At 43.8% G+C, this 24,222-nt stretch carries 20 protein-coding genes, 20 tRNA genes and 3 rRNA genes; 36 read left to right on the top strand and 7 right to left on the bottom strand.

Features of this window, described 5'->3' with window-relative positions; translation table 11 throughout:
• The first annotated feature begins 446 nt into the window (after nt 1–446).
• Both NSQ49_RS10255 and NSQ49_RS10250 read left to right on the top strand, forming a co-directional pair.
• A complete protein-coding gene (locus tag NSQ49_RS10255) occupies nt 447–788 on the top strand; it encodes a zinc ribbon domain-containing protein YjdM (protein ID WP_159868897.1) in 342 nt (113 codons plus the stop codon).
• Between the two features lie 140 nt (nt 789–928).
• Complete coding sequence (locus NSQ49_RS10250) at nt 929–2,557, top strand: ATP-binding protein (RefSeq protein ID WP_159868894.1); 1,629 nt, start codon at nt 929–931, stop codon at nt 2,555–2,557.
• A 78-nt stretch (nt 2,558–2,635) separates the two neighbouring features.
• Here NSQ49_RS10250 and NSQ49_RS10245 read toward each other — a convergent pair whose 3' ends face one another.
• On the bottom strand, nt 2,636–3,469 hold the full coding sequence (locus NSQ49_RS10245) for an aldo/keto reductase (RefSeq protein WP_159868891.1): 834 nt from the start codon (nt 3,467–3,469) through the stop codon (nt 2,636–2,638).
• Between the two features lie 21 nt (nt 3,470–3,490).
• Nucleotides 3,491–4,693: an MFS transporter gene (locus tag NSQ49_RS10240; RefSeq protein ID WP_251284863.1), complete on the bottom strand. Its 1,203-nt coding sequence runs from the start codon at nt 4,691–4,693 to the stop codon at nt 3,491–3,493.
• A 288-nt stretch (nt 4,694–4,981) separates the two neighbouring features.
• On the opposite strand from NSQ49_RS10240, the gene NSQ49_RS10235 reads away from it, so the two are divergent.
• The gene (locus NSQ49_RS10235; protein WP_159868885.1) at nt 4,982–5,311 is read left to right on the top strand and encodes a winged helix-turn-helix transcriptional regulator; all 330 of its coding nucleotides are present in this window, start codon (nt 4,982–4,984) and stop codon (nt 5,309–5,311) included.
• Nucleotides 5,312–5,363: 52 nt separating this feature from the next.
• Here NSQ49_RS10235 and NSQ49_RS10230 read toward each other — a convergent pair whose 3' ends face one another.
• Entirely contained in the window at nt 5,364–5,690 is a 327-nt protein-coding gene (locus tag NSQ49_RS10230; protein ID WP_159868882.1) for a hypothetical protein, read from the bottom strand.
• A gap of 127 nt (nt 5,691–5,817) precedes the next feature.
• Here NSQ49_RS10230 and NSQ49_RS10225 point away from each other — a divergent pair, with 127 nt between their 5' ends.
• The 24 genes from NSQ49_RS10225 (at nt 5,818) to NSQ49_RS10110 (ending at nt 14,262) form a co-directional block, all read left to right on the top strand.
• Nucleotides 5,818–6,756 carry an alpha/beta hydrolase family protein gene (locus NSQ49_RS10225; RefSeq protein ID WP_159868879.1) on the top strand — a complete coding sequence of 313 codons (939 nt, stop codon included), beginning with the start codon at nt 5,818–5,820 and terminating at the stop codon, nt 6,754–6,756.
• Nucleotides 6,757–7,093: 337 nt separating this feature from the next.
• Nucleotides 7,094–8,643: ribosomal RNA gene (locus NSQ49_RS10220) — 16S ribosomal RNA — on the top strand.
• Between the two features lie 208 nt (nt 8,644–8,851).
• Nucleotides 8,852–11,787, top strand: a 23S ribosomal RNA gene (locus tag NSQ49_RS10215).
• 138 nt (nt 11,788–11,925) lie between these two features.
• Nucleotides 11,926–12,042: ribosomal RNA gene (gene rrf / locus NSQ49_RS10210) — 5S ribosomal RNA — on the top strand.
• The 16S, 23S and 5S rRNA genes sit together here with 20 tRNA genes alongside, the layout of an rRNA operon.
• Before the next feature lie 24 nt (nt 12,043–12,066).
• Nucleotides 12,067–12,141, top strand: a tRNA-Glu gene (locus tag NSQ49_RS10205).
• A 4-nt stretch (nt 12,142–12,145) separates the two neighbouring features.
• Nucleotides 12,146–12,221, top strand: a tRNA-Val gene (locus NSQ49_RS10200).
• Nucleotides 12,222–12,398: 177 nt separating this feature from the next.
• Nucleotides 12,399–12,474: transfer RNA gene (locus tag NSQ49_RS10195), tRNA-Lys, on the top strand.
• A gap of 15 nt (nt 12,475–12,489) precedes the next feature.
• A tRNA-Leu gene (locus NSQ49_RS10190) sits at nt 12,490–12,574 on the top strand.
• Between the two features lie 6 nt (nt 12,575–12,580).
• Nucleotides 12,581–12,655 (top strand) — tRNA-Gly (locus NSQ49_RS10185).
• A gap of 7 nt (nt 12,656–12,662) precedes the next feature.
• Nucleotides 12,663–12,739 (top strand) — tRNA-Arg (locus tag NSQ49_RS10180).
• A 5-nt stretch (nt 12,740–12,744) separates the two neighbouring features.
• Nucleotides 12,745–12,821 (top strand) — tRNA-Pro (locus NSQ49_RS10175).
• Between the two features lie 18 nt (nt 12,822–12,839).
• A tRNA-Ala gene (locus NSQ49_RS10170) sits at nt 12,840–12,915 on the top strand.
• A 19-nt stretch (nt 12,916–12,934) separates the two neighbouring features.
• Nucleotides 12,935–13,011, top strand: a tRNA-Met gene (locus tag NSQ49_RS10165).
• 23 nt (nt 13,012–13,034) lie between these two features.
• Nucleotides 13,035–13,127, top strand: a tRNA-Ser gene (locus NSQ49_RS10160).
• A 100-nt stretch (nt 13,128–13,227) separates the two neighbouring features.
• Nucleotides 13,228–13,301, top strand: a tRNA-Met gene (locus NSQ49_RS10155).
• 3 nt (nt 13,302–13,304) lie between these two features.
• Nucleotides 13,305–13,381: transfer RNA gene (locus NSQ49_RS10150), tRNA-Asp, on the top strand.
• A gap of 170 nt (nt 13,382–13,551) precedes the next feature.
• Nucleotides 13,552–13,627: transfer RNA gene (locus tag NSQ49_RS10145), tRNA-Phe, on the top strand.
• 22 nt (nt 13,628–13,649) lie between these two features.
• A tRNA-Tyr gene (locus tag NSQ49_RS10140) sits at nt 13,650–13,733 on the top strand.
• A gap of 7 nt (nt 13,734–13,740) precedes the next feature.
• A tRNA-Trp gene (locus NSQ49_RS10135) sits at nt 13,741–13,814 on the top strand.
• Between the two features lie 11 nt (nt 13,815–13,825).
• Nucleotides 13,826–13,901: transfer RNA gene (locus NSQ49_RS10130), tRNA-His, on the top strand.
• Between the two features lie 25 nt (nt 13,902–13,926).
• A tRNA-Gln gene (locus NSQ49_RS10125) sits at nt 13,927–14,001 on the top strand.
• Nucleotides 14,002–14,011: 10 nt separating this feature from the next.
• Nucleotides 14,012–14,085, top strand: a tRNA-Cys gene (locus NSQ49_RS10120).
• Nucleotides 14,086–14,103: 18 nt separating this feature from the next.
• Nucleotides 14,104–14,177: transfer RNA gene (locus NSQ49_RS10115), tRNA-Gly, on the top strand.
• 8 nt (nt 14,178–14,185) lie between these two features.
• Nucleotides 14,186–14,262, top strand: a tRNA-Ile gene (locus NSQ49_RS10110).
• Between the two features lie 83 nt (nt 14,263–14,345).
• Here the strand turns inward: NSQ49_RS10110 and NSQ49_RS10105 are convergent.
• Nucleotides 14,346–14,477: a hypothetical protein gene (locus tag NSQ49_RS10105; protein WP_268891637.1), complete on the bottom strand. Its 132-nt coding sequence runs from the start codon at nt 14,475–14,477 to the stop codon at nt 14,346–14,348.
• A 340-nt stretch (nt 14,478–14,817) separates the two neighbouring features.
• On the opposite strand from NSQ49_RS10105, the gene NSQ49_RS10100 reads away from it, so the two are divergent.
• The 7 genes from NSQ49_RS10100 (at nt 14,818) to NSQ49_RS10070 (ending at nt 20,436) form a co-directional block, all read left to right on the top strand.
• Entirely contained in the window at nt 14,818–14,958 is a 141-nt protein-coding gene (locus NSQ49_RS10100) for a cytochrome c oxidase subunit 2A (protein WP_159862421.1), read from the top strand.
• Between the two features lie 12 nt (nt 14,959–14,970).
• The gene (locus NSQ49_RS10095; RefSeq protein WP_035333055.1) at nt 14,971–15,435 is read left to right on the top strand and encodes a cytochrome c oxidase subunit II; all 465 of its coding nucleotides are present in this window, start codon (nt 14,971–14,973) and stop codon (nt 15,433–15,435) included.
• A 14-nt stretch (nt 15,436–15,449) separates the two neighbouring features.
• Nucleotides 15,450–17,144 (top strand): cbb3-type cytochrome c oxidase subunit I, encoded by a 1,695-nt coding sequence (locus NSQ49_RS10090; protein ID WP_159862420.1) that lies wholly within the window; start codon nt 15,450–15,452, stop codon nt 17,142–17,144.
• A gap of 59 nt (nt 17,145–17,203) precedes the next feature.
• The gene (locus tag NSQ49_RS10085; RefSeq protein WP_159862419.1) at nt 17,204–17,839 is read left to right on the top strand and encodes an SCO family protein; all 636 of its coding nucleotides are present in this window, start codon (nt 17,204–17,206) and stop codon (nt 17,837–17,839) included.
• A complete protein-coding gene (locus NSQ49_RS10080; protein WP_159862418.1) occupies nt 17,836–18,393 on the top strand; it encodes a hypothetical protein in 558 nt (185 codons plus the stop codon). The genes NSQ49_RS10085 and NSQ49_RS10080 overlap by 4 nt, the downstream gene beginning before the upstream one ends.
• A gap of 156 nt (nt 18,394–18,549) precedes the next feature.
• Entirely contained in the window at nt 18,550–19,338 is a 789-nt protein-coding gene (locus tag NSQ49_RS10075; protein WP_159862417.1) for a DUF2935 domain-containing protein, read from the top strand.
• Between the two features lie 228 nt (nt 19,339–19,566).
• Entirely contained in the window at nt 19,567–20,436 is an 870-nt protein-coding gene (locus NSQ49_RS10070) for a cation diffusion facilitator family transporter (protein ID WP_159862416.1), read from the top strand.
• A gap of 35 nt (nt 20,437–20,471) precedes the next feature.
• Here the strand turns inward: NSQ49_RS10070 and NSQ49_RS10065 are convergent, their stop codons facing one another.
• The gene (locus NSQ49_RS10065) at nt 20,472–20,903 is read right to left on the bottom strand and encodes a hypothetical protein (RefSeq protein WP_341070723.1); all 432 of its coding nucleotides are present in this window, start codon (nt 20,901–20,903) and stop codon (nt 20,472–20,474) included.
• A gap of 218 nt (nt 20,904–21,121) precedes the next feature.
• On the opposite strand from NSQ49_RS10065, the gene NSQ49_RS10060 reads away from it, so the two are divergent.
• Nucleotides 21,122–21,658, top strand: a complete 537-nt coding sequence (locus NSQ49_RS10060; protein WP_159862415.1) for a DUF3267 domain-containing protein — start codon at nt 21,122–21,124, stop codon at nt 21,656–21,658.
• Between the two features lie 8 nt (nt 21,659–21,666).
• On the opposite strand, the gene NSQ49_RS10055 is transcribed toward NSQ49_RS10060, so the two are convergent.
• Both NSQ49_RS10055 and NSQ49_RS10050 read right to left on the bottom strand, forming a co-directional pair.
• Entirely contained in the window at nt 21,667–21,900 is a 234-nt protein-coding gene (locus NSQ49_RS10055) for a hypothetical protein (RefSeq protein WP_159862414.1), read from the bottom strand.
• A gap of 103 nt (nt 21,901–22,003) precedes the next feature.
• Nucleotides 22,004–23,638, bottom strand: coding sequence for a bifunctional metallophosphatase/5'-nucleotidase (locus tag NSQ49_RS10050; RefSeq protein WP_236566123.1), 1,635 nt, complete (start codon nt 23,636–23,638; stop codon nt 22,004–22,006).
• A 142-nt stretch (nt 23,639–23,780) separates the two neighbouring features.
• Between NSQ49_RS10050 and NSQ49_RS10045 the strand changes: the two genes are divergently transcribed.
• On the top strand, nt 23,781–24,017 hold the full coding sequence (locus tag NSQ49_RS10045; RefSeq protein ID WP_159862413.1) for a hypothetical protein: 237 nt from the start codon (nt 23,781–23,783) through the stop codon (nt 24,015–24,017).
• The last annotated feature ends 205 nt before the right edge of the window (nt 24,018–24,222 follow it).

The raw sequence follows: 24,222 nt of genomic DNA, 5'->3' as shown, positions 1-24,222 counted from the left end.
TACCCTTTTTTTGCCTGTGCCAATCTCAACTAATATAAGTTTTAAGTTTATAATTGAGAATGTGATTAAGCATAAGTTAAAACAGCAGCTGGTCCACATTAACTTATTATTCCCTCTTTGGCTAAAAAAAATCGATATTCCTGCAAAATAGGTCAATCAAACGTTTGATTGAAAAGATAAAATGTCAACTTCAGACACAGAATGCTGAAATCCGGTAGTCAGAGGGCCGAATCTGGGAAAAATAATAGCTTGCATTACAATATAGACCGAGTTATATATGTATGGAAGGCGGAAATGGAGTCCAGCAGTTTTCGCTAACTGAGCGAGTGCTGAGTATTGTAAGTTTATCTGCTTATGTCTTATTTAACGTAATAGCATTCGTTAAGATTTGGGCTGTCATTACATGACAGAACAGAAAAATATACATATCAATGGAGGAAAACGAAATGTCTAGCTTGCCTAATTGCCCAAAATGCAGTTCGGAGTATACGTACGAGGACGGGCTGCTCTTAGTATGTCCTGTGTGTGCACATGAGTGGACAGCTGAATCCGAAATTACCAGTCTTGAGGAAGAAAAAATAATTAAGGATTCAAATCGGAATGTACTTAAAGATGGAGATACAGTATCAGTCATTAAAGATCTTAAGGTGAAAGGCACGTCTTCTGTTATTAAGATTGGAACCAAGGTGAAAAATATTCGCCTTGTGGATGGTGATCATGATATTGAATGTAAGATCGATGGTTTTGGTGCTATGAAGCTGAAGTCAGAGTTTGTGAAGAAAGTGTAGCAAAAAAGGCCTATCCTTGCATGGATTGGCCTTTTTTTATATCCCTTTGCGGGTCTTAAAATAGTAGTGGAAAGGTCATCAGCTCTGGTTTATGATAAAGAAAGAATATTAAGAATTTCTCTATATGGGTGGGAGCCTCCTTGATACTATTAGACTACATTGTCAATCTCTCCATTTTTTCATTATTGGTCAGTGTGCCTTTAATTCTTCGTTCTTTTATCAGTCATAAACCCCTTAAGGATCTCCATCTCTTGGGTGGGGTGTATGCAGGAATTATTTCTGTCATTCTAGTGGGTTTATCTTTTAATGAGCAGGGCTATAGCTATGATATTCGCTATGCCATTTTGATTTTGGTATTTTCCTATTTGGGGCCGGGAGCAGGGGTAATTACCGCAATTATTGCACTTGTCACGAGGCTTGCAGTCAGTGAGAATTGGCTGCCTGCCATAGTAGGGTTACTGCTTATTTTGCTTGCTTTTATTGTTGTACATAGATATGCCCAGTACCATAAGGCAGTTAGAAAAACAGCCATGTTATATGGTGCTTATTGTATTGTTTATATTATAACGGTACCGATCATTTTTAACGTTTTTAGAGACAGGCCGATTTTTCATCTGGAATATCTTCTGTTTGTGGGGCTTGGTGTCATAGTTGGGAGTTTGCTTATTGAGTCCTATGAAAAGCTGATTCGAATTATCACAGAAAAAAAGCGGATGGAAATGACGCTGGAAGAAAGTGAGTCTAAATACCGTTTAATTGCTGAGAATACTTCAGACCTTATCGCAGTTATGGGCAGGAATAGAAGTTTCAGTTATTTATCTCCGTCTCATGAGTTTGTTTTGGGTTATAAAGTAATGGAACTGCAAGATATGGAAATAGATATTGTTATTCATCCTGATGAGGCGGAGAAGTTCCGTGAAGGCATGCAATGGATATTTGAACATAATGAACAAATGACAATGGAGTTCCGATTAAGACACAGAAATGGCCACTGGATTGAATTTGAGTCAAGGAGTATGCCTGTTGAAGGCCAAAAGGGTGTAATCGAGCATGTTGTTATGATTAGCAGGGATATATCTGAACGGAAAAAGGCAGAGGAATTTCTTTTGCAATCTGAGAAATTATCTATTGTCGGGGAGCTTGCAGCCGGGGTTGCCCATGAAATCAGAAACCCGCTTACAACCATCAAAGGTTTCCTTCAGCTTTATAGAAGTGACAATAGCCAAATTAATGAATTACTGCTGAGCGAGCTGGAGCGCATAGAAAATATCACTACTGAAATGCTTTCTCTAGGAAAACCGCAGGCGATTAAAATGGAAACTGCAGATTTAAAGGATATCATAGTAAATACAGTCGAGTTATTATCCCCTCAGGCAAATATGAACGGTATTCAGTTTAAGCTGCATTTTACTGATGGTGTATTTTTGATCTCGTGCGAAAAAAATCAAATCAAACAGGTTCTTTTGAACATCTTAAAAAACGCAATGGAAGCTATGGATAATGGAGGAGATATTGAGATTTCCCTAAGGAGTAATAATGATGGGGAATGTATTGTCTCATTTCAGGGCCAGGGCTGTGGAATACCTGACGAATTTCTGACGAGACTCGGTGAACCTTTTTATACATTAAAAGAAAAAGGGACGGGGCTCGGACTTATGATTTGCCATAAGATCATCAAGCAGCATAATGGAACTATTGTATATAAAAGTAAGATTGGTGAAGGTACTTTAATAGATATTGCTTTGCCGCTTTTAAAAACAATTGAATAAATTGAAAAAAAGCAGGGGAGTCCCTGCTTTTTCAATGTTAGAAAGAAGCTTCAAGCTCCCTATCTAAAAACTTCTATATTAGAAATCAAAATTGTCGGGATCTGGTCCAACACGCAGATGTTCATCTAAAGAATCAATCAAGTCCATATCTTGCTGAGATAGTTCAAAGCCAAATAAATCTGCATTTTCTTTAATGCGTTTAGGCTTTGTTGATTTAGGAATAACAATAATGCCGTTTTGCAGGTGCCATCTCAGGACAATTTGCGCAATGGATTTACCGTGTTTTTCAGCAAGTCCCTTCAGGATCTCATTTTCAAACAACCCGCCTTGCATAAGTGGAGCCCATGCTTCAATGTGCATATCATGTTTAGCGGCAAAAGCACGCAGTTCAGCCTGTGCCAATTTCGGGTGCAATTCAATTTGGTTAATCATTGGTTTGATCTCAGCAGTTTCCAATAGATTTTCTAAATGGTGGATCTGAAAGTTGCTGACGCCAATTGCTTTGATTTTTCCTTCTTTATATAGGTCTTCCAATGCTCTCCAAGTTTCTGTGTACTTCCCTTCAACAGGCCAATGGATCAAATAAAGATCAAGATATTCAAGTCCCATTTTCTTCAATGAGCTGTTAAACGCCTTACGTGTTGCTTCATAGCCCTGGTCGGCGTTCCAGACTTTTGAAGTGACAAAGATATCCTCTCTATTTATGCCAGACTGGCGGATAGCTTCCCCAACCCATTCCTCGTTGCCGTATATGGAAGCTGTGTCGATGCTTCTATATCCAATCTCAATTGCTGATTTAACAGCTGTTATTAGTTCTTCTTCCTTTTCCACTTTAAATACACCAAGACCGATCCTTGGCATTTTTACTCCATTGGCAAGTGCTGCAGTACTTGATAAAGATAGGTTATTCATATTAAGACACTCCTTAATTAATTAGTTAGTTTGATTTGTTTCAAGTTTCTTTAGTCTTCCTGTCAGGATTACGGCCCCAAGCACCATTACTCCGCCAATCCACGGAGTGTGAATCAAGCCGATAGAGTCGACAATCAGTCCGCCTGCAAATGAGCCGATAGCAATCCCGATATTAAAAGCTGCGATATTTAATGCGGAAGCCACATTGACAGCTGAAGGTACATATTTTTCAGCCAGGTTTACCACTAAAATTTGAAGACCTGGCACATTCATGAAAGCAAATAAGCCCATTAGAAAAATAGCAATAAGTCCAAGGATTTTAAAAGGTGCGGCAAAGGTGAGCAGGCCCAGAATAATGGCTTGCAGAGTAAACATCCAAAGCAATGCTTTTAATGGATTTTTGTCAGAAGCTTTTCCGCCAAGCACATTGCCAATCGCCACGGCCACTCCGTAAGCAAGAAGAATGATGCTGACCCATTTTGGGCTAAACCCTGTTACATCTTCGAGAAGCGGAGTCAAATAGGTAAAAGCAACAAATGTGCCGCCATATCCCAATGCGGTGATGCTAAATGCTAAAAGCAGTCTTCCGCTGCTTAAAATTTTCAGCTGTTCACTGAACTTAGAAGCGGGTGCTTGCTCAAGGTCTTTAGGAACTAATATGGAACTGGCGATAATTCCAATTACCCCAAGCAGCGCCACGCCCCAGAATGTAGCTCTCCAGCCGAACGTCTGCCCGATAAATGTTCCGAGCGGGACGCCTGTCACAGTTGCGACAGTTAAACCGGTGAACATAAAAGCTATCGCACTGGCACGTTTATTCTCAGGAACTAAATCAGCTGCTATGGTCGAGCCGATTGAGAAAAAGATGCCGTGTGAAAAAGCAGTAATAAAACGTGCAGCCAGCAAAAGAGAAAAAGAGGTGGACAGGGCTGCGACTGAATTTCCGATGATAAACAAAACCATTAATGACATGAGCAAAGACTTTCTGTTCATTTTACTGGTTAAAGCAGTTAATACAGGCGCTCCAATGGCAACTCCCATGGCATAGCAGGAAATTAATAAACCGGCCAAAGTAATGGAAATTCCCATATCACCTGAAATGGTCGACAGCAGCCCAACAGGTACAAACTCTGTAGTGCCAATCCCGAATGCGCTGATTGCGAGTGCAAGCAGGGCAAAGGTGCCGCCTTTTTCTTTTTGTGCATTTATAGCAATAGAACTCATTGGATATGAATCCTCCTTATATTAAAAGTATCGGATGGAGCAAAGACATCCCAGCCAGGCGCCTTGGCTATTCAGTCTTAGTGAATGTTAGTATGAAGCATGCCAAGCATGGTGAACAGTACGTACTTTAAAGTAATGCAGGCACTAAAAAGTAACCTATGGTCATTTTCACCATTTTGTTTTATGCTTCCTTATGCTATTATGGATGGCATGAATCAAAAAGAACAGTACGCACTTTAAAGTAATGTAGGCACTTTTTAGTACCTATAAAAAAGAGGGGGAATGAAGTTGGCTTATAATATTCCGGTAGAAGCAACATTAGATGTGATTGGCGGAAAGTGGAAAGTGGTCATCATGTGTCATTTAATTAAAGGTGAAAAGCGAACTAGCGAACTTAAGCGGCTTATGCCGGGGATTACACAAAAGATGCTGACCCAGCAGCTGCGCGAGCTTGAAGCGGATGGCGTAGTAAACCGTGCTGTTTTTGATCAAGTTCCTCCAAAGGTTATCTATTCTTTAACAGATTACGGATGGTCTCTTCGCCCCATCCTGGACGCAATGTGCAACTGGGGAGAAGGACATATTGAATTAACAGGCAAAGAGCTTGTGGAACAATAAATAATTAAGGACTCGGGTGCTTTAGGCAACTGAGTCCTTTTTAATGGTAAAGCTATTTACTCTTAATTTGTTCCCGAATACTCTCGAGCTCCTCAAGTGATAATGAGCCAAGTGAATTCTTAATTTCTTCCTCGATTTGTTTCTTATTGTTTTCCCTGAATCGATCCCACCATTCCCGGAGGCCTTCCGTATTTGCAAGCAAATACTCGATATCAATTTCTTCTACTTCATCATCTGATAGATAATTTAACACAGAAGCTAACATCCTATTTAGTTTGCTTACTTCATCCTCGCTGTTTTTGGCAGGTGTATTTGGTGGTGCTGGACTATCCTTCTCCGTCTCTTCTCCGCTGTTTGCTGATGCTGCTTTCCTTGGCATAAAATCAGCCCTTTCTAATACAAATAAGACTTGCTCTTAGTATTGCCTCAAAAAAATAATAAAAAAACTGAACGATTTTTATAAGTAAACGTCTCATATATGAAGTCATTAATTGGGGGTACTCGTAATGAAGGAACGCGAGATCGTACTTAATACAGATGTAGATATAAAGGGGACCATAAGTTTACCTAAGGAGTCAGAAGGGAAGCTTCCCCTTGTTATTATCATTCATGGTTCAGGCCCTGTTGACCGGGACGGCAATGCGAAGGTTATGCAGATGAATGCTTATAAACTGTTCGCTGAGTTTTTTGCATCCGCCGGAGTGGCTGTTCTAAGATATGATAAGCGGGGAGCCGGTGAGAGCGGCGGCGATTTTTATGAAACAGGTATGTGGGATTTAGTAAACGACGGGATTGCTGCAGTGAAGGCAGTCCGCGAAATGCCGGAAATCGACCCTGAAAGAATTTTTTTGCTGGGACACAGTGAAGGGTGTACTTTAATTCCTCCTATTAATAGAAGTGCAGAAGCTGCGGGAATTATCCTCCTTGCCGGTCACGCGATGAATGTCAGGGAAGCTTCTGAGCTGCAAGTAAAGCTGCTGGAAGAGGAAGTTGAAAGGCTGAAGGGTGTTAATGGATTTATTCTTCGAGCTTTAAAAGTTCATACAAATACAGCATCCAAACAAAAGAAGCTTTTCAATGAAATGATGGACTCAGAAGCGGCAGTGATGAAAAAAGGATTTACAAAGATCAATGCAAAATGGGCAAGAGAGCACTTTAAATATAATATAGAAGAAGATTTGGCTGCAATTACATGTCCTGTTCTTTCGATTACCGGTAATAAAGATGTTCAAGTGGATCCTAGGCATGTCCATCTTTTTGCTGAAAAGGTGAATGGCCCTGCTGAAAGCTATAATGTTTCGAATATGAACCACCTTCTTAGAGAACAGGAAGAAGAAACTTCTATGATAAAGCTAAAGTCAATTTATAAAAGAAGTCTTTCAAATCCATTGAGCGCAGAAATGCTGGACATAATTGAAGCATGGATGAAGAGGTATATTCTCTAAAGAAGAAAAGATGCATGCGCATAGTTTTAGAAAAAATATGTTGCATGCAATTTTTTAAAATAAAGTATTGACTATAGGTATTGAATTATTGTAAGATAGTCTTTGTCGCTAAGAGGTTTCGCTCAGCGGTAAAGAAAAAACTTATAATTTGCTTGGATCTATCAAATAGAAAAAGGTAAAAAACTTGTTGACTTCTACAAGGAAAGATGATAAGATGAATATCGTTGTCACTTCGAAAGAAGTTAGCATATTAGTTCTTTGAAAACTAAACAAAACAGAAACGTCAACGTTTAATCATTAGTCTTTTTTGAAAAGACAATCGAGCTATATCAACTCTTATATGGAGAGTTTGATCCTGGCTCAGGACGAACGCTGGCGGCGTGCCTAATACATGCAAGTCGAGCGGACTGATGGGAGCTTGCTCCCTGAAGTCAGCGGCGGACGGGTGAGTAACACGTGGGCAACCTGCCTGTAAGACTGGGATAACTCCGGGAAACCGGGGCTAATACCGGATAACTCTTTCCCTCACATGAGGGAAAGCTGAAAGATGGTTTCGGCTATCACTTACAGATGGGCCCGCGGCGCATTAGCTAGTTGGTGAGGTAACGGCTCACCAAGGCGACGATGCGTAGCCGACCTGAGAGGGTGATCGGCCACACTGGGACTGAGACACGGCCCAGACTCCTACGGGAGGCAGCAGTAGGGAATCTTCCGCAATGGACGAAAGTCTGACGGAGCAACGCCGCGTGAGTGATGAAGGTTTTCGGATCGTAAAACTCTGTTGTCAGGGAAGAACAAGTACCGGAGTAACTGCCGGTACCTTGACGGTACCTGACCAGAAAGCCACGGCTAACTACGTGCCAGCAGCCGCGGTAATACGTAGGTGGCAAGCGTTGTCCGGAATTATTGGGCGTAAAGCGCGCGCAGGCGGTTCCTTAAGTCTGATGTGAAAGCCCCCGGCTCAACCGGGGAGGGTCATTGGAAACTGGGGAACTTGAGTGCAGAAGAGAAGAGTGGAATTCCACGTGTAGCGGTGAAATGCGTAGAGATGTGGAGGAACACCAGTGGCGAAGGCGACTCTTTGGTCTGTAACTGACGCTGAGGCGCGAAAGCGTGGGGAGCAAACAGGATTAGATACCCTGGTAGTCCACGCCGTAAACGATGAGTGCTAAGTGTTAGAGGGTTTCCGCCCTTTAGTGCTGCAGCAAACGCATTAAGCACTCCGCCTGGGGAGTACGGCCGCAAGGCTGAAACTCAAAGGAATTGACGGGGGCCCGCACAAGCGGTGGAGCATGTGGTTTAATTCGAAGCAACGCGAAGAACCTTACCAGGTCTTGACATCCCCTGACAACCCTAGAGATAGGGCGTTCCCCTTCGGGGGACAGGGTGACAGGTGGTGCATGGTTGTCGTCAGCTCGTGTCGTGAGATGTTGGGTTAAGTCCCGCAACGAGCGCAACCCTTGATCTTAGTTGCCAGCATTCAGTTGGGCACTCTAAGGTGACTGCCGGTGACAAACCGGAGGAAGGTGGGGATGACGTCAAATCATCATGCCCCTTATGACCTGGGCTACACACGTGCTACAATGGATGGTACAAAGGGCTGCAAAACCGCGAGGTTAAGCGAATCCCATAAAACCATTCTCAGTTCGGATTGCAGGCTGCAACTCGCCTGCATGAAGCCGGAATCGCTAGTAATCGCGGATCAGCATGCCGCGGTGAATACGTTCCCGGGCCTTGTACACACCGCCCGTCACACCACGAGAGTTTGTAACACCCGAAGTCGGTGGGGTAACCTTTTGGAGCCAGCCGCCTAAGGTGGGACAGATGATTGGGGTGAAGTCGTAACAAGGTAGCCGTATCGGAAGGTGCGGCTGGATCACCTCCTTTCTAAGGAATATTTACAAGAGACGTGATGCTTTCTGTTTTTGTTTAGTTTTGAGAGAACTAATCTCTCAAATATTTCGTTCTTTGAAAACTAGATAATGATTATGAAGAAGCAATAACCGAGTAATCGCCATTTTAGTGAATTCTCTCTATTATTAAATAGAGTTAAATACCTTTGATTTTGTTCATCTTCGATGAACCTGTCAAATACGGTTAAGTTAGAAAGGGCGCACGGTGAATGCCTTGGCACTAGGAGCCGATGAAGGACGGTACTAACACCGATATGCTTCGGGGAGCTGTAAGTAAGCTTTGATCCGGAGATTTCCGAATGGGGAAACCCCCTATCCGTAATGGGATAGGATCTTTACCTGAATACATAGGGTATAGAAGGCAGACCCGGGGAACTGAAACATCTAAGTACCCGGAGGAAGAGAAAGCAAACGCGATTCCCTGAGTAGCGGCGAGCGAAACGGGATTAGCCCAAACCAGGAGGCTTGCCTCCTGGGGTTGTAGGACACTCTATACGGAGTTACAAAGGAACGAGGTAAATGAACAGGTCTGGAAAGGCCGGCCAGAGAAGGTAAAAGCCCTGTAGTTGAAACTTCGTTCCCTCCAGAGTGGATCCTGAGTACGGCGGGACACGAGAAATCCCGTCGGAAGCAGGGAGGACCATCTCCCAAGGCTAAATACTCCCTAGTGACCGATAGTGAACCAGTACCGTGAGGGAAAGGTGAAAAGCACCCCGGAAGGGGAGTGAAAGAGATCCTGAAACCGTGTGCCTACAAGTAGTTAGAGCCCGTTAATGGGTGATAGCGTGCCTTTTGTAGAATGAACCGGCGAGTTACGATTACATGCGAGGTTAAGTTGAGAAGACGGAGCCGCAGCGAAAGCGAGTCTGAATAGGGCGAATGAGTATGTGGTCGTAGACCCGAAACCAGGTGATCTACCCATGTCCAGGGTGAAGTCCAGGTAACACTGGATGGAGGCCCGAACCCACGCACGTTGAAAAGTGCGGGGATGAGGTGTGGGTAGCGGAGAAATTCCAATCGAACTTGGAGATAGCTGGTTCTCTCCGAAATAGCTTTAGGGCTAGCCTCATGTAGTAAGAGTCTTGGAGGTAGAGCACTGTTTGGACTAGGGGCCCCCATCGGGTTACCGAATTCAGACAAACTCCGAATGCCAAAGACTTATCCATGGGAGTCAGACTGCGAGTGATAAGATCCGTAGTCAAGAGGGAAACAGCCCAGACCACCAGCTAAGGTCCCAAAGTATACGTTAAGTGGAAAAGGATGTGGAGTTGCTTAGACAACCAGGATGTTGGCTTAGAAGCAGCCACCATTTAAAGAGTGCGTAATAGCTCACTGGTCGAGTGACTCCGCGCCGAAAATGTACCGGGGCTAAACGTATCACCGAAGCTGTGGATTGACATCTTTCGATGTCAGTGGTAGGAGAGCGTTCTAAGGGCGTTGAAGCCAGACCGCAAGGACTGGTGGAGCGCTTAGAAGTGAGAATGCCGGTATGAGTAGCGAAAGATGGGTGAGAATCCCATCCACCGAATGCCTAAGGTTTCCTGAGGAAGGCTCGTCCGCTCAGGGTTAGTCGGGACCTAAGCCGAGGCTGAAAAGCGTAGGCGATGGACAACAGGTTGATATTCCTGTACCACCTCTTTACCGTTTGAGCAATGGGGGGACGCAGGAGGATAGGGTAAGCGCGCTGCTGGATTAGCGCGTCCAAGCAGTTAGGCCGGTAACGAGGCAAATCCCGTTACCACATAGGCTGAGCTGTGACGGCGAGGGAAATTTAGTACCGAAGTTCCTGATTCCACACTGCCAAGAAAAGCCTCTAGCGAGGGAAAAGGTGCCCGTACCGCAAACCGACACAGGTAGGCGAGGAGAGAATCCTAAGGTGAGCGAGAGAACTCTCGTTAAGGAACTCGGCAAAATGACCCCGTAACTTCGGGAGAAGGGGTGCTCATTAGGGTGAATAGCCCTGATGAGCCGCAGTGAATAGGCCCAGGCGACTGTTTAGCAAAAACACAGGTCTCTGCGAAGCCGCAAGGCGAAGTATAGGGGCTGACGCCTGCCCGGTGCTGGAAGGTTAAGAGGAGAGGTTAGCGCAAGCGAAGCTTTGAATCGAAGCCCCAGTAAACGGCGGCCGTAACTATAACGGTCCTAAGGTAGCGAAATTCCTTGTCGGGTAAGTTCCGACCCGCACGAAAGGCGTAACGATCTGGGCACTGTCTCAACGAGAGACTCGGTGAAATTATAGTACCTGTGAAGATGCAGGTTACCCGCGACAGGACGGAAAGACCCCGTGGAGCTTTACTGTAGCCTGATATTGAATTTTGGTACAGCTTGTACAGGATAGGTAGGAGCCTGAGAAGCCGGAGCGCCAGCTTCGGTGGAGGCGTCGGTGGGATACTACCCTGGCTGTATTGAAATTCTAACCCGCGCCCCTTATCGGGGCGGGAGACAGTGTCAGGTGGGCAGTTTGACTGGGGCGGTCGCCTCCTAAAAAGTAACGGAGGCGCCCAAAGGTTCCCTCAGAATGGTTGGAAATCATTCGCAGAGTGTAAAGGCACAAGGGAGCTTGACTGCGAGACCTACAAGTCGAGCAGGGACGAAAGTCGGGCTTAGTGATCCGGTGGTTCCGCATGGAAGGGCCATCGCTCAACGGATAAAAGCTACCCCGGGGATAACAGGCTTATCTCCCCCAAGAGTCCACATCGACGGGGAGGTTTGGCACCTCGATGTCGGCTCATCGCATCCTGGGGCTGTAGTCGGTCCCAAGGGTTGGGCTGTTCGCCCATTAAAGCGGTACGCGAGCTGGGTTCAGAACGTCGTGAGACAGTTCGGTCCCTATCCGTCGTGGGCGCAGGAAATTTGAGAGGAGCTGTCCTTAGTACGAGAGGACCGGGATGGACGCACCGCTGGTGTACCAGTTGTCTTGCCAAAGGCATCGCTGGGTAGCTATGTGCGGAAGGGATAAGTGCTGAAAGCATCTAAGCATGAAGCCCCCCTCGAGATGAGATTTCCCATAGCGTCAAGCTAGTAAGATCCCTGAAAGATGATCAGGTTGATAGGTCAGAGGTGGAAGCGTGGCGACATGTGGAGCTGACTGATACTAATCGATCGAGGACTTAACCAAAATGAAAAGCGGAGGCGACTGTTCAACTTCGAGAGAAGTTAGGAGCCGAAGCTAGACAAGTCATTGGTGAATACTCGGCAAAATGCTTCTTCATACATTATCTAGTTTTGAGGGAACGAAGTTTCTTCAACCAAATAGTCCGGTGGCGATAGCGAGAAGGTCACACCCGTTCCCATACCGAACACGGAAGTTAAGCTTCTCAGCGCCGATGGTAGTTGGGGGCTGTCCCCCTGTGAGAGTAGGACGCTGCCGGGCAACCCTGTTTGGGTAACTTTATATGGCCCCTTGGTCAAGCGGTTAAGACACCGCCCTTTCACGGCGGTAACACGGGTTCGAATCCCGTAGGGGTCACCACTTTGGAGGATTAGCTCAGCTGGGAGAGCATCTGCCTTACAAGCAGAGGGTCGGCGGTTCGATCCCGTCATCCTCCACCATAACTCCTGAATGAGCAAAATGCTCTTCAAAGAGGTATGAGCCATTAGCTCAGTCGGTAGAGCAGATTGCAGCATCAGTGAGATTCATCATCTGAATAGCAATCTGTGACAAAGCACGCAGGGCTTTGGAACATCTGACCTGGAAGTTTCAGGATTTAGGCAACGTAATTTTAGTGAGAGCCATTAGCTCAGTCGGTAGAGCATCTGACTTTTAATCAGAGGGTCGAAGGTTCGAGTCCTTCATGGCTCACCATTTTAATTTCATATTGCGGGTGTGGCGGAATTGGCAGACGCACCAGACTTAGGATCTGGCGCCGCAAGGCGTGGGGGTTCGACTCCCTTCACCCGCACCATTTTAAGCGGAAGTAGTTCAGTGGTAGAACATCACCTTGCCAAGGTGGGGGTCGCGGGTTCGAATCCCGTCTTCCGCTCCATTATTTTGCGCCCGTAGCTCAATTGGATAGAGCGTTTGACTACGGATCAAAAGGTTAGGGGTTCGACTCCTCTCGGGCGCGCCATATTACGGGGAGTAGCTCAGCTTGGTAGAGCACTTGGTTTGGGACCAAGGGGTCGCAGGTTCGAATCCTGTCTTCCCGACCAGCGACACTTCTTTTACATGGGGCCTTAGCTCAGCTGGGAGAGCGCCTGCTTTGCACGCAGGAGGTCAGCGGTTCGATCCCGCTAGGCTCCACCATAAAATATATAATCATTTCGGCGGTGTAGCTCAGCTGGCTAGAGCGTACGGTTCATACCCGTGAGGTCGGGGGTTCGATCCCCTCCGCCGCTACCAATATGATTATCTTATACAACATTGGAGGAATACCCAAGTCCGGCTGAAGGGATCGGTCTTGAAAACCGACAGGCGGGTCAAACCGCGCAGGGGTTCGAATCCCCTTTCCTCCTCCATATTTTCTTTAATATTATTGTCGCGGGGCGGTTATATCACCGAATAAGCTGCGATGAAATGCTTGATGTGAGCATAGACAAATCACATAAATAATACTATCGCGGGGTGGAGCAGTCCGGTAGCTCGTCGGGCTCATAACCCGAAGGTCGCAGGTTCAAATCCTGCCCCCGCAATCCGGTCCGGTAGTTCAGTTGGTTAGAATGCCTGCCTGTCACGCAGGAGGTCGCGGGTTCGAGTCCCGTCCGGACCGCCATTTTTACAAAGAGATATAAGCTTTGGCTCAGTAGCTCAGTCGGTAGAGGATTTTAAAAGAATGCAGCTGCGAAGCTTTTCATCATCGAATAGCATGCTTTTAAAATCTGCGACAAAGAACGCATGGCTTTGAAGCACATTTATTTAGATTTAGGGATATAATATTATTTTGGCTCAGTAGCTCAGTCGGTAGAGCAAAGGACTGAAAATCCTTGTGTCGGCGGTTCGATTCCGTCCTGAGCCACCATTTTCTTAGTCTTTACAGACTTGGAGGGGTAGCGAAGTGGCTAAACGCGGCGGACTGTAAATCCGCTCCTTCGGGTTCGGCAGTTCGAATCTGCCCCCCTCCACCATTGATATAGGGGTATAGTTTAATGGTAAAACGAAGGTCTCCAAAACCTTTGATGTGGGTTCGATTCCTACTACCCCTGCCAGTAGGATAGTGGCGGTTGTGGCGAAGTGGTTAACGCATCGGATTGTGGCTCCGACATTCGTGGGTTCGATTCCCATCAATCGCCCCATTATTCTTTTAAATTGCATTATTATTGGGCTATAGCCAAGCGGTAAGGCACCGGACTTTGACTCCGTCACTCGCAGGTTCGAATCCTGCTAGCCCAGCCATTTTTTTTAAGGCAGCATAGCCAAGTGGTAAGGCAGAGGTCTGCAAAACCTCCATCCCCGGTTCAAATCCGGGTGTTGCCTCCAACTTATATTCCTTACAAAGCGGGTGTAGTTTAGTGGTAAAACCTCAGCCTTCCAAGCTGATGATGAGGGTTCGATTCCCTTCACCCGCTCCAACACATATGGGCCTATAGCTCAGCTGGTTAGAGCGCACGCCTGATAAGCGTGAGGTCGATGGTTCGAGTCCATTTAGGCCCACCATTATACATACCATTTTCAAACTAATTCCAATAGGGATTAGTTTTTTTATATATGTGAAACTTCTTGAGTTTAGTCTGGCCATTCTAATTTTCGTTTATATTATCTTCTAAATCTTTCACTCTCTTTTCAAGTTTCTTAACTTTACCATCTGAAAATAATGCAAAAGAGAACGCACCCGCAGCTAATGAAAAAGCTAAAATCACGAAAGCATCCAAAATAGTCACCCCAATTTTAATTAATTTCTTAACTTGCGTTTAGTTTAAGAACAATAGTTTACATCCCTCAAAATCATTTTAACATAAAATACCATCTTACAAGCTTGAAATTCTATGATCATTATAGGACTTCTGGTAAGTGACTTTTTGTGAACTATTTGTGAACCTATATGCTTACCAGAGCACTGTTCAATAGAGATAACCCTTGGTACTACAGTGTTTAACCAAAATTGCAGGCCTTTTGCTTTGAAGATATATGAAAAAAGTGTGATTCAATTCACTTTTATGAAAACCCTTCTCAACTATGATGTAGGTAACAAAGCTAAGGAGCTGATGGAAGGTGGATGCACGAAAAGTGAACCAGAGCAGTTCAAAGGAACATAACTCTCTAAAGGGTACGTTCTTTTCAGTTACAGTTGTAGGGCTTGGGATCTTTGTTACTTATTTAATAGTGTATGGCCTGTATATGGCCAGATTATAGGGGGGATACAAAATGATGCATCGGTCAGAGAAGATATGGCTGATTCTAAGCTTTGGGATGATTATTGGATTCATGCTGATTACGGGCTACCAGACATTCGCCCTGGAGCTGGGGCCGCCGAGCTATGGAGAGCGAATTGATCCGCAGAAAGTGGATGAAACAGCACCGTTCGATAATCCAGGGATTAAGAAGATAGGCGAGAAAGAGTATGAAGTAGTCATGACGCTTCAGGTATTCAGCTTTACCCCAAATGAAATTGAGGTGCCTGCCGGATCAACAGTTCATTTTACATTGACGTCAAAAGATGTCGTTCATGGGTTTCAGGTTGCAGAAACTAACTTAAATGCTATGGTAGTACCTGGCTATGTACAAAAGATCACTCAGAAATTTGATAAGCCAGGTGAATATTTAGTACTTTGCAATGAGTACTGCGGTGCGGGCCATCAGATGATGAGCACGACCATTACGGTGAAATAAAGGGGTGATAGACAGTGGAAACAGTTATTAAGCAATCTGGAAGAACACAAGTTATTAAGGATAAAGCAAATAAAATTATGGGAATTAGCCTTGAGGATGCAAAATTAACGAAATCATATTTATCTGTTGCTTTCCTGGCCATCCTTTTGGGAGGAATACTTGGATTGCTGCAAGGCCTGAATCGGGCTGGAATGTTTGAATTGCCGGCATGGCTGAATTATTATCAGGTACTTACAGCTCATGGCCTTCTGCTGGTAGTCGTACTGTCGGCTTTCTTCACAATCGGATACTTCTATGCCGGGTTATCCCATACACTGGGCGGCCTGCTTCCTAAGGTCAGAAAGATGGCATGGATTGGCTTCTGGATGAAGATTTTCGGATTTGTCCTAGCGGTGATTCCGATTTTAATGAATGAAGCATCAGTTATGTATACATTCTATCCGCCAATGGCTGCTTCACCCATTTTCTATATAGGATTAGTATTTATCGTATTGGGTGTTTGGATGGGCGCCTTTGGTGCTTTCATCAATGTGGCCAGCTGGAGAAAGAGGAATCCGGGCCAGCATATACCGATCCTTTCTTTCTTTGCAACCGGGGTCTTTGTTCTCTTATTCTTCGGCAGCATACCTGTAGCGATTGAAGTCTTTACGATTATCCCATGGGCTTTTGGGTGGGTGGAGACAATTAATGTAATGGTTGCACGCACTTTGTTCTGGGCTTTCGGACACACGCTGGTTAACATCTGGTATTTAACAGCTGTTTCTGCCTGGTATGTCATTGTTCCAAAGATCATTGGGGGAAAAAGGTGGAATGACCTTTTAACAAGGATCGTAGTAATCGCACTCGTTATTATGAATATTACAGGCGGTTTCCACCATCAAATTATAGATCCTGGTATTTCAGAGCCAGTTAAATACATGCACGTGTTTATGAGTCTGGCAATTGGTTTCCCTTCTTTAATGACTGCTTATGCTATGTTTGCAGTATTTGAGCGTACAGCGAGAAAGAAAGGCGGAAGAGGTCTTGTCGGCTGGTATAAGAAACTTCCTTGGGGAGATGTACGATTCCTTGCACCATTTATCGCGATGGCTGCTTTTATTCCTGCAGGGGCGGGCGGAATTGTACAAAGCACAAATCAATTGAATCAGGTAGTCCATAACACAATGTGGATTGTCGGCCATTTCCACTTAACACTTGGCATGTCAGTGGTCATGACATTCTTCGGCATCAGCTATTGGCTCATTCCTTATGTATCAAAAAGAGTGCTGACACCGCAGATCAATAAACTTGGGGTTATACAAACGATCATATGGACGCTCGGTATGATCATCATGTCAGGTGCAATGCACTGGGTAGGGCTGCTGGGTTCTCCAAGAAGGACGTCCTATTCAACATACTTTGACAATGCGACTGCTTTAAGCTGGGATCCTTATCTGTTCTTCTTGGCCATAGGCGGTACCCTGCTGATGATTGGTGTACTCATGCAGGTATATGCCGTATTCTACCTCATGTTCTTTGCACCAAAAGGGAACACAGAATTCCCTGTTGCGGAAGTGGAAGAGGATGAAGCGCCTACACCTAGATGGACAGAGCGCTGGGGATTATGGATTGTGTGTATGATTGCCCTTGTCGGCATGGCATACGTCATTCCATTGGTCGATTTTATAGTCAACGCGCCTCCAGGTTCACCTCCATATAAAACCTGGTAAGGAAAGGGAGATAGCTCGGCTCTGGGCTGTCTCTTTCTTTTAAAAGGAAGTGATGAATCATGATTCCCAAAAATAGAACGGCTTTATCAAGCTTGCTTGTACTGATGTTTGGCACATTTCTTTTTTACATTGGCACAGATGGGTTTCAGGCATTTACGGCTGAAACAGCCAGGGTTAATCAGTTAATGGATGAAAAGCCTCAGTTCCCGGATGTAACACTTGAAGATAATAATGGAAGGAGCTACTCATTCTCGGAATTTAAAGGAAAGTATGTTTTTATTACTTTTTTATATACTTCCTGCGGTACTGTTTGCCCTGAGCTGGAAGTCAATATGTCAGAAGTATATAAACAAATTCCGAAAGAGTATATTGGCGATGACATTCAGTTCCTGAGCATCAGTTTTGATCCGGAGAGGGACGATCCGAAAACATTGGACACTTACCGTAAAGCTTTTGGCAGTGACGGAAAAACGTGGAGAATGGCCAGAATTCCAGATCAGGAGGAACTTAACTCTTTGCTGGACCGGTTTGGGGTCATTGTCATACCGGATGAATACGGCAACTTTGCCCATAACTCTGCTTTTTATCTGGTAAACTCCAAAGGACAGTTAATCGAAGTGATGGACTACACATTCATTGATAAAGCGGCTGATAGGGTAACGGAGATTCTGCGCAGCGGGAGGGAAGAAGGATGAGATCACCAGTTTACGGATTTTTCCTGCTCCTTGCATTGGCGCTGCCTCCTGTAGCTAATCTGCTGGAATCCATCATGATTACCCACATGCATATGCAAATGCCCCTGCTGGTGATCTCCGGATTATTCATGGCCAAGTTCTTTCAAAATCGCTTTCCTGAGTTTTTCTCAAAATGGAATGAAAATGGAGTTCCCGGTCTATTGCTGTTTTCAGTCATTATGGTGTATTGGTCTCTGCCAAGGACGATGGACGAAGCTTTGACGCTTACAAGTATAGAAGTCTTTAAATTTGTCTCACTGCCATTTTTGGCGGGGGTGCCATTGCGGGACAGCTGGCCAAAGCTAAGTTCATTTTGGAAGCATGCTTTCATTATTTTCTTTACTATTCTTTTTTTAGCTCTGGGATGGCTTTATATCTGGTCGCCTATACAGCTTTGCAATAACTACTTGGTAATCGAGCAGATTACCCTCGGCTGGGGCTTTATCTCAACTGCGTTTGCGATGGTAGTTTACTTGGTTTATAGCTATTTTCTGGATTTTTCAAAGTATGGGTAAAAGAATGACTGCTTTCTTATAGGAAACAGCTTTTATATTTTCAGCCAGTTTATCTGCCCATAAAGTAATGGATTAGTGAGAGATTTTTAAAATGGAATAATAACGAAAGATCCTAAATATATATGAGTAGGAGTGAGTAATTAAGGAGGGGAAGACATGGCGAACCCAATTGTCGCTAGATCACTGGATGAAATTAAATTTTGGTCAAGAATCATGAAAGAACATGCCTTGTTTTTGAGTTTGGGTTTTACATATGAACAGAAACAGCTTATTGCCGAGGCGCAGCAGTTTATTGCTGTGTTTGAAAGAATTGAGGAGAAGCTGGCAAGGTTTAATGTAAATTCCGAACTTGGCCAAGTGCAAGCTTTTAATAACGAGGTTTATCAGGCAGCTGCCGCTATCTGGAGCTATAAAAGAAAAGTATTAGGTTTGACATTAAGATGTGAAATTCGTTCAAATAATTATCCTTTATTAATTGACCACATCAGCCGGGAAGCAGCTTATTTTGCTAATCGATTAAAAGATCTTAACTCCGGGATACTCGCTCCAAAGCCAGAAGCGATAATAGAAGAGAATGTATTTTTCCTAAGGATCATGGCCGATCATGCTAAATTTATCGGCCATCTATTAGACCCTTCTGAAAGAAAGCTGGTGGAACAGGCCAGGGAGTTCAGCCATGATTTCGATCAATTGGTATTTCAGGCCGTGGACCTGGATTCAATGCAGCCTCAATCCGAAACGAAGCCAATCATGAGCCAATTCTTAAACCAGAATAAAGTATCTGTTGCTTCATTAAGGGATTTTAAGAAAACTGCCAGGGAATTAATAGAGGCATGTCGCATCAAAAGCAATATTCATCCTCTTCTGGCTGATCATACATTTAGGGAAGCAGAGAGGTTTTTGGAAATTATCGATTTGTTTGAGGCAAGTCTCAAAGGGGCTTAGATTTTCTTGATGAAAATCTATTATCAACGTACGGTTTGAATTATGTCTTCTCCTTCATATATAAATTGATATGAATCAAGCCAGCCTATTACGAGGCTGGCTTAATTTTCGTTAGTCCAACTTAATTGCACTTTGCTTATTTATTTAATAAAAGACAAAAAGATTGCTCTAGACCCAACCGAATCCCGCTTGGTAATATAAGCAAGGGTAATGTAGGAGGCTTGGGGCATGGAAGAAGAAAAGTATCAAAATCTTAAATTAGGTGAGCGGGCTGCGTATATTAGCATCGCAGCTTATATATGTCTTTCAATACTAAAGTTAGCAATTGGATATATGAGTGATTCAGCTGCGTTGAAAGCGGATGGATTAAATAATACAACGGATATTATTGCTTCAATTGCAGTACTTATAGGTCTTAGGATTTCTCAGCGTCCGCCGGATAAAAATCATGGGTATGGACATTGGAAGAGTGAAACCATTGCATCCATGGTAGCGTCTTTCATTATGGCTGCTGTGGGCATTCAAGTACTGTTGAATGCTGTTTCATCGATTTTTGAAGGAGTTAATGAATCTCCTGATATTTTTGCGGCATATACCGGTGTTTTTTCAGGAGCGGCAATGTACTTTGTGTACCGATACAACAAAAAATTAGCCATTAAAATTAACAGTAAGGCCGTAATGGCAGCAGCTAAGGATAATGTCTCAGACGCCTGGGTGAGTATCGGCACAGCTATAGGGATATTTGGGTCACAGCTGAACATGCCATGGCTCGACCCGTTAACAGCTATTATAGTCGGGCTTTTAATATGTAAAACGGCTTGGGATATTTTTGTACAAGCTTCCCATGAGCTGTCAGATGGTTTTGATGAAAAAAAGATAAAAAAATATCAGGATGTTATCAAAAAAGTAAACGGGGTTAAAGGCATAAAAGATATTAAAGGCAGAAGCTATGGCAACAATGAAGTGATTGATGTGGTCATATTGGTTAATTCTACGCTTGATATTAAGGAAGCCCATGATATTGCGACACACGTGGAAAAAGTAATGATGCAGGATCATGGTGTTTATGATGTTCATGTCCATGTTGAACCAAATTAAACGAAATGCGTCTCAAGATGAGGCGCATTTCGTTTTCAGCTGAACATTTTAGCCAAGTCCCTAAAATGATCATAGGCATGAACCAAATGTTCAGGCACTATCTTTCTTCCATAATCCCAGGAGTTTTTTTCTATTTCAGCCATGAGCTGTTCTTTCTCGTCATCATCCCCGTACATAAGGGTTCGGATGTCATGTTTGTTTTTTTTGAAATCCAGATAATAGCCAATCTCATGATAAAGCATTAATTTTATCAGATTCTCATTCGTCTCTTTTATTTTAAAATTGATTTTGGCTATGTAGCCATTCACTTTCAGGTAGTTAAATTTGATTGTATTCGTTGATACGTTGTAGCTCATAGGTGAAGCGAGAGTATTGCTGAACTCGTAATTTATGTTGAGGCGCAGTTCGTTTAATGTATGTATAATAATTTTTTCAATATCCCATATATACAGCACTTTCCTTATCACAGTCCTTTCTCAGCTTTCTTGCCTTGATTATACAAGGCGATCAGTGATGGTAACAGTGTTTTCAGCTACTTTAGGTCCATTTGGGCAGAAACTGTTAATTCGAAAACACGAGCATGAGGCAAAAGAAGGAGGAATGCATGACAAAGTGAAAGGATTTGAAACTTCCTGTTGCCTGATACGTAGGTAAAGTATTGACCAATTCTGAAGAGGTGAAAAGATTGGAAAATAAAAGAGCAACGGTTGTTTCTATTTCAATGATGAAGCTGCAGATTTACTTATTCCTTGCGACAATAGCGCTTATATTGGGGGTCCTCATTTTACATGCTGTGATTTACGGCGGTGGAGAAATGAGTTTTGGTTTCGCAGGTATGCTAATGTTCTTTGCTGGAATGATCCTTATCATTATTCTCCATGAAGCCATCCATTTGGCAGGCTTTCGCTATATTGGCAAAGTTCCCTGGAAGGAATTAGACTGGGGAGTCAATTGGAAAATAGGTGCTGCTTATGCTCATGCCAAACAGCCAGTGACTGTTCAGCAAATGAAAAAGGTTTTATTGCTGCCATTCATTCCAACTGGCTTAGGTCCGCTTGTTCTTGGAATTGTCCTTAATATGCCCGGATTATCAATCCTGGGAGCGATAATGACAGTTGGCTGTATTGGTGATCTTGCACTTTTTCAAAAGCTATTAAAATTTCCAAAAGACGCACTTGTCATTGATCACCCGACTAAACCTCAATTTACTATATATGAATAGTGATAAAGCTAGATTTTATTTTTGCTGTCCCATCTTATAAATAGCTGTGTGAAAAAGAAAGCAGCGAGGGCCGCCAGTGCTGAAATAAGGAGATTTCTCATGGAATCCAGTCCATATAGCCTGATCCCGATTAATTTAGAAGCAGTAGTGCACAATCTCCAGTTGTCATAAACAATGGCTGTCTTATGAAAAAAGGGAAAGAAAACGCCGAACAGCATGAGAAAATAAATATATTTTTTCATTATCCCATTCCTTTCATGTTTAATCCTATTGAAAAGATATGAGTCAGATCCTGCTATTAGTATCAAATGGACAAGAAAAAGGACAGTCGCCATGACTGTCCTTTTAATTCATTCTTTTTATGCGTCCATCAATCGCATAACTAAACGGCTGCGGGAGCTGCTGAATATACTTCTCCAGTGCATCAATATCGTTGGGGCCAGTCACTCTATTTATCCCATTTAGAAATACGGTGAAATTATCTCCTCCATTAGCGAGATAAGTATTTACAGTGACCGAATAGATCTTGGCCGGTTCGAGTTTTGCTCCGTCCGGAAGGTATATATCTATTACTTTTTCACCTTTAGGCCTGCTGTCATCCCAAGTATAAGTAATTCCGGATATCTGTAGAATTCTAGTTATATTAGGCTGCCATTGCTGATTGAGGACCTCACGGATTTGGCTGCCAGTCAGGTCCATTTTGACAAGCAGATTACTGAAGGGAAGGACCCCAAATAAATTTCCCCAGGTAACACGGCCGGCATCAATGTCTGCGCGGATTCCTTCCGGATTGGTAAAAGCGAAGTCTGTGTTCATTGCTGACCGCTGAGAATCAGCAATAAGATTGCCCAAGGCTGATTCACCGCTTATGTTTTGTTCGGCCGTGATTGGAATAGCAGCAGTGCCAATATATCTGTTTACAGCAGATTCTACCTTTTTTTCATACCGATCGATTATCCTGGTTATATCGCTTGCAGGCTCGATCCGATCCTGATAAACAGTTACAATTTCTGCGTGTTTGCGGACAATATTCTTAGTCTGCGGATCTATTTCTATATCTACATCAGAAAAGGCGGTGCCGTATGAATAGGCCTGGACCAGGAGTTTACCATCTACAACACTGTTCAGATAAGTATGGCTGTGTCCTCCAAAAATGACATCTACTTCATCACCCACTAGATGTGCCAAATCAATCAGCTGGCCACTGGCTTGTTGTCCATTTGGTCTGGATTCGCCTGGAACATGTGCTAATACTACAATGGCTCTTACACCTTGTTTTTGAAGTTCCCGGGTATATTTGTTGATGGCTTCAGCTTCATCAGTGAAGATTAAATCTTTCACACTGTCAGGTGCTGTTATAGCTGGTGTTTCTCTCATGATGACTCCGATAAATCCAATTGGGATGCCGCTAATGTTTATTATCTTATAGGGAGGAAGGAATGGTTTACCTGACTTTTGATTTATGACATTGGCTGCAATCCATGGGAATTGGGATCCAGAGTAATCTTTTACTGCAGAAGGGCTGCTGCCTGTCAGCAGGCGAAGCAGCTCATCAGAACCCCGGTCGAATTCATGATTGCCAATCGTGCCGATATCAAACCCCATCCTATTCAAAAATTCAATAGTCGGTTCATCCCTCAGAAGCGCAGATACCGGCGGGCTGGCTCCAATCATGTCCCCAGCATGAAGCAAAAGGGTATTTTCATTTTCAGCAGCACGCTTACGTAAATAGGCAGCAAGGTAATCAGCACGTCCTGCTGGCCTGTCGTTGACCAGACGAGTGACATTCAGCTGCCCATGGAAATCATTAATGCCCAGCAATTGAATATGCTTATATGGTTCTTCTATGCGTTCTTCCACATGGCCGTGATATCCTTCAGAAAGACCCTGCTGATTCCATTGTTCATATTTTGCATGCTGTCCGCTGTATAAAGGCATTCCCAGGATGCTAAATAATATAAGGGAGAAAAGCATTTTCATTCTTCGTCCTCCAGTAGTTGTGGCAGGGTTAGTATTTGCCTGAATCAGGAATTTAATCGGATGATAGGATGTCAAGTTTGTAATCCTGCCGAATGGGTAAGGTCTTAAAGAAACATAATACTGCCAAAGGAGATGAAAACACATGAATTATAAGAAGCTTTTGCTTTCAGTCCCATTAGGTGCAGGATTATTGTTGGCAGGGTGCGGAACAGATGAGCAGGAGCCGCCGCCGGAAACCGAAGATGTAGAATTGGAAGATAATCAAATGGATGAAAACAATAAGGAAGATAGTGAAATGCAGGATCCCGGAATGAATGAAGAATCTCCACAGGGTGAAGAGAATCTGGATATGAACGAAGGGGGTTCAGAAGAGAATTAAATGATGCTGCACATCTTAAATTTATGGAAAAACGTCTGCTTATGTCAGGCGTTTTTATGTTTTTTTTAGAATTTGAATGTCTAATCAGAAATGCCGCAGGGCATTTAGGAGAAGGATCCATGCGTGAAAAGGTGAAAGCTTTTTGATTCACGTTTGCAGAAATACCTTTTATTTGTTTTCTGAATTATGTATACTAAAGTAGAAT

The organism is Cytobacillus sp. FSL R5-0377, from assembly GCF_038004385.1.
Classification (GTDB): Bacteria; Bacillota; Bacilli; order Bacillales; family Cytobacillaceae; genus Cytobacillus.
Note: the sequence above shows the minus strand (reverse complement) of the source record. Positions and strands in the feature narration are given on the sequence as shown.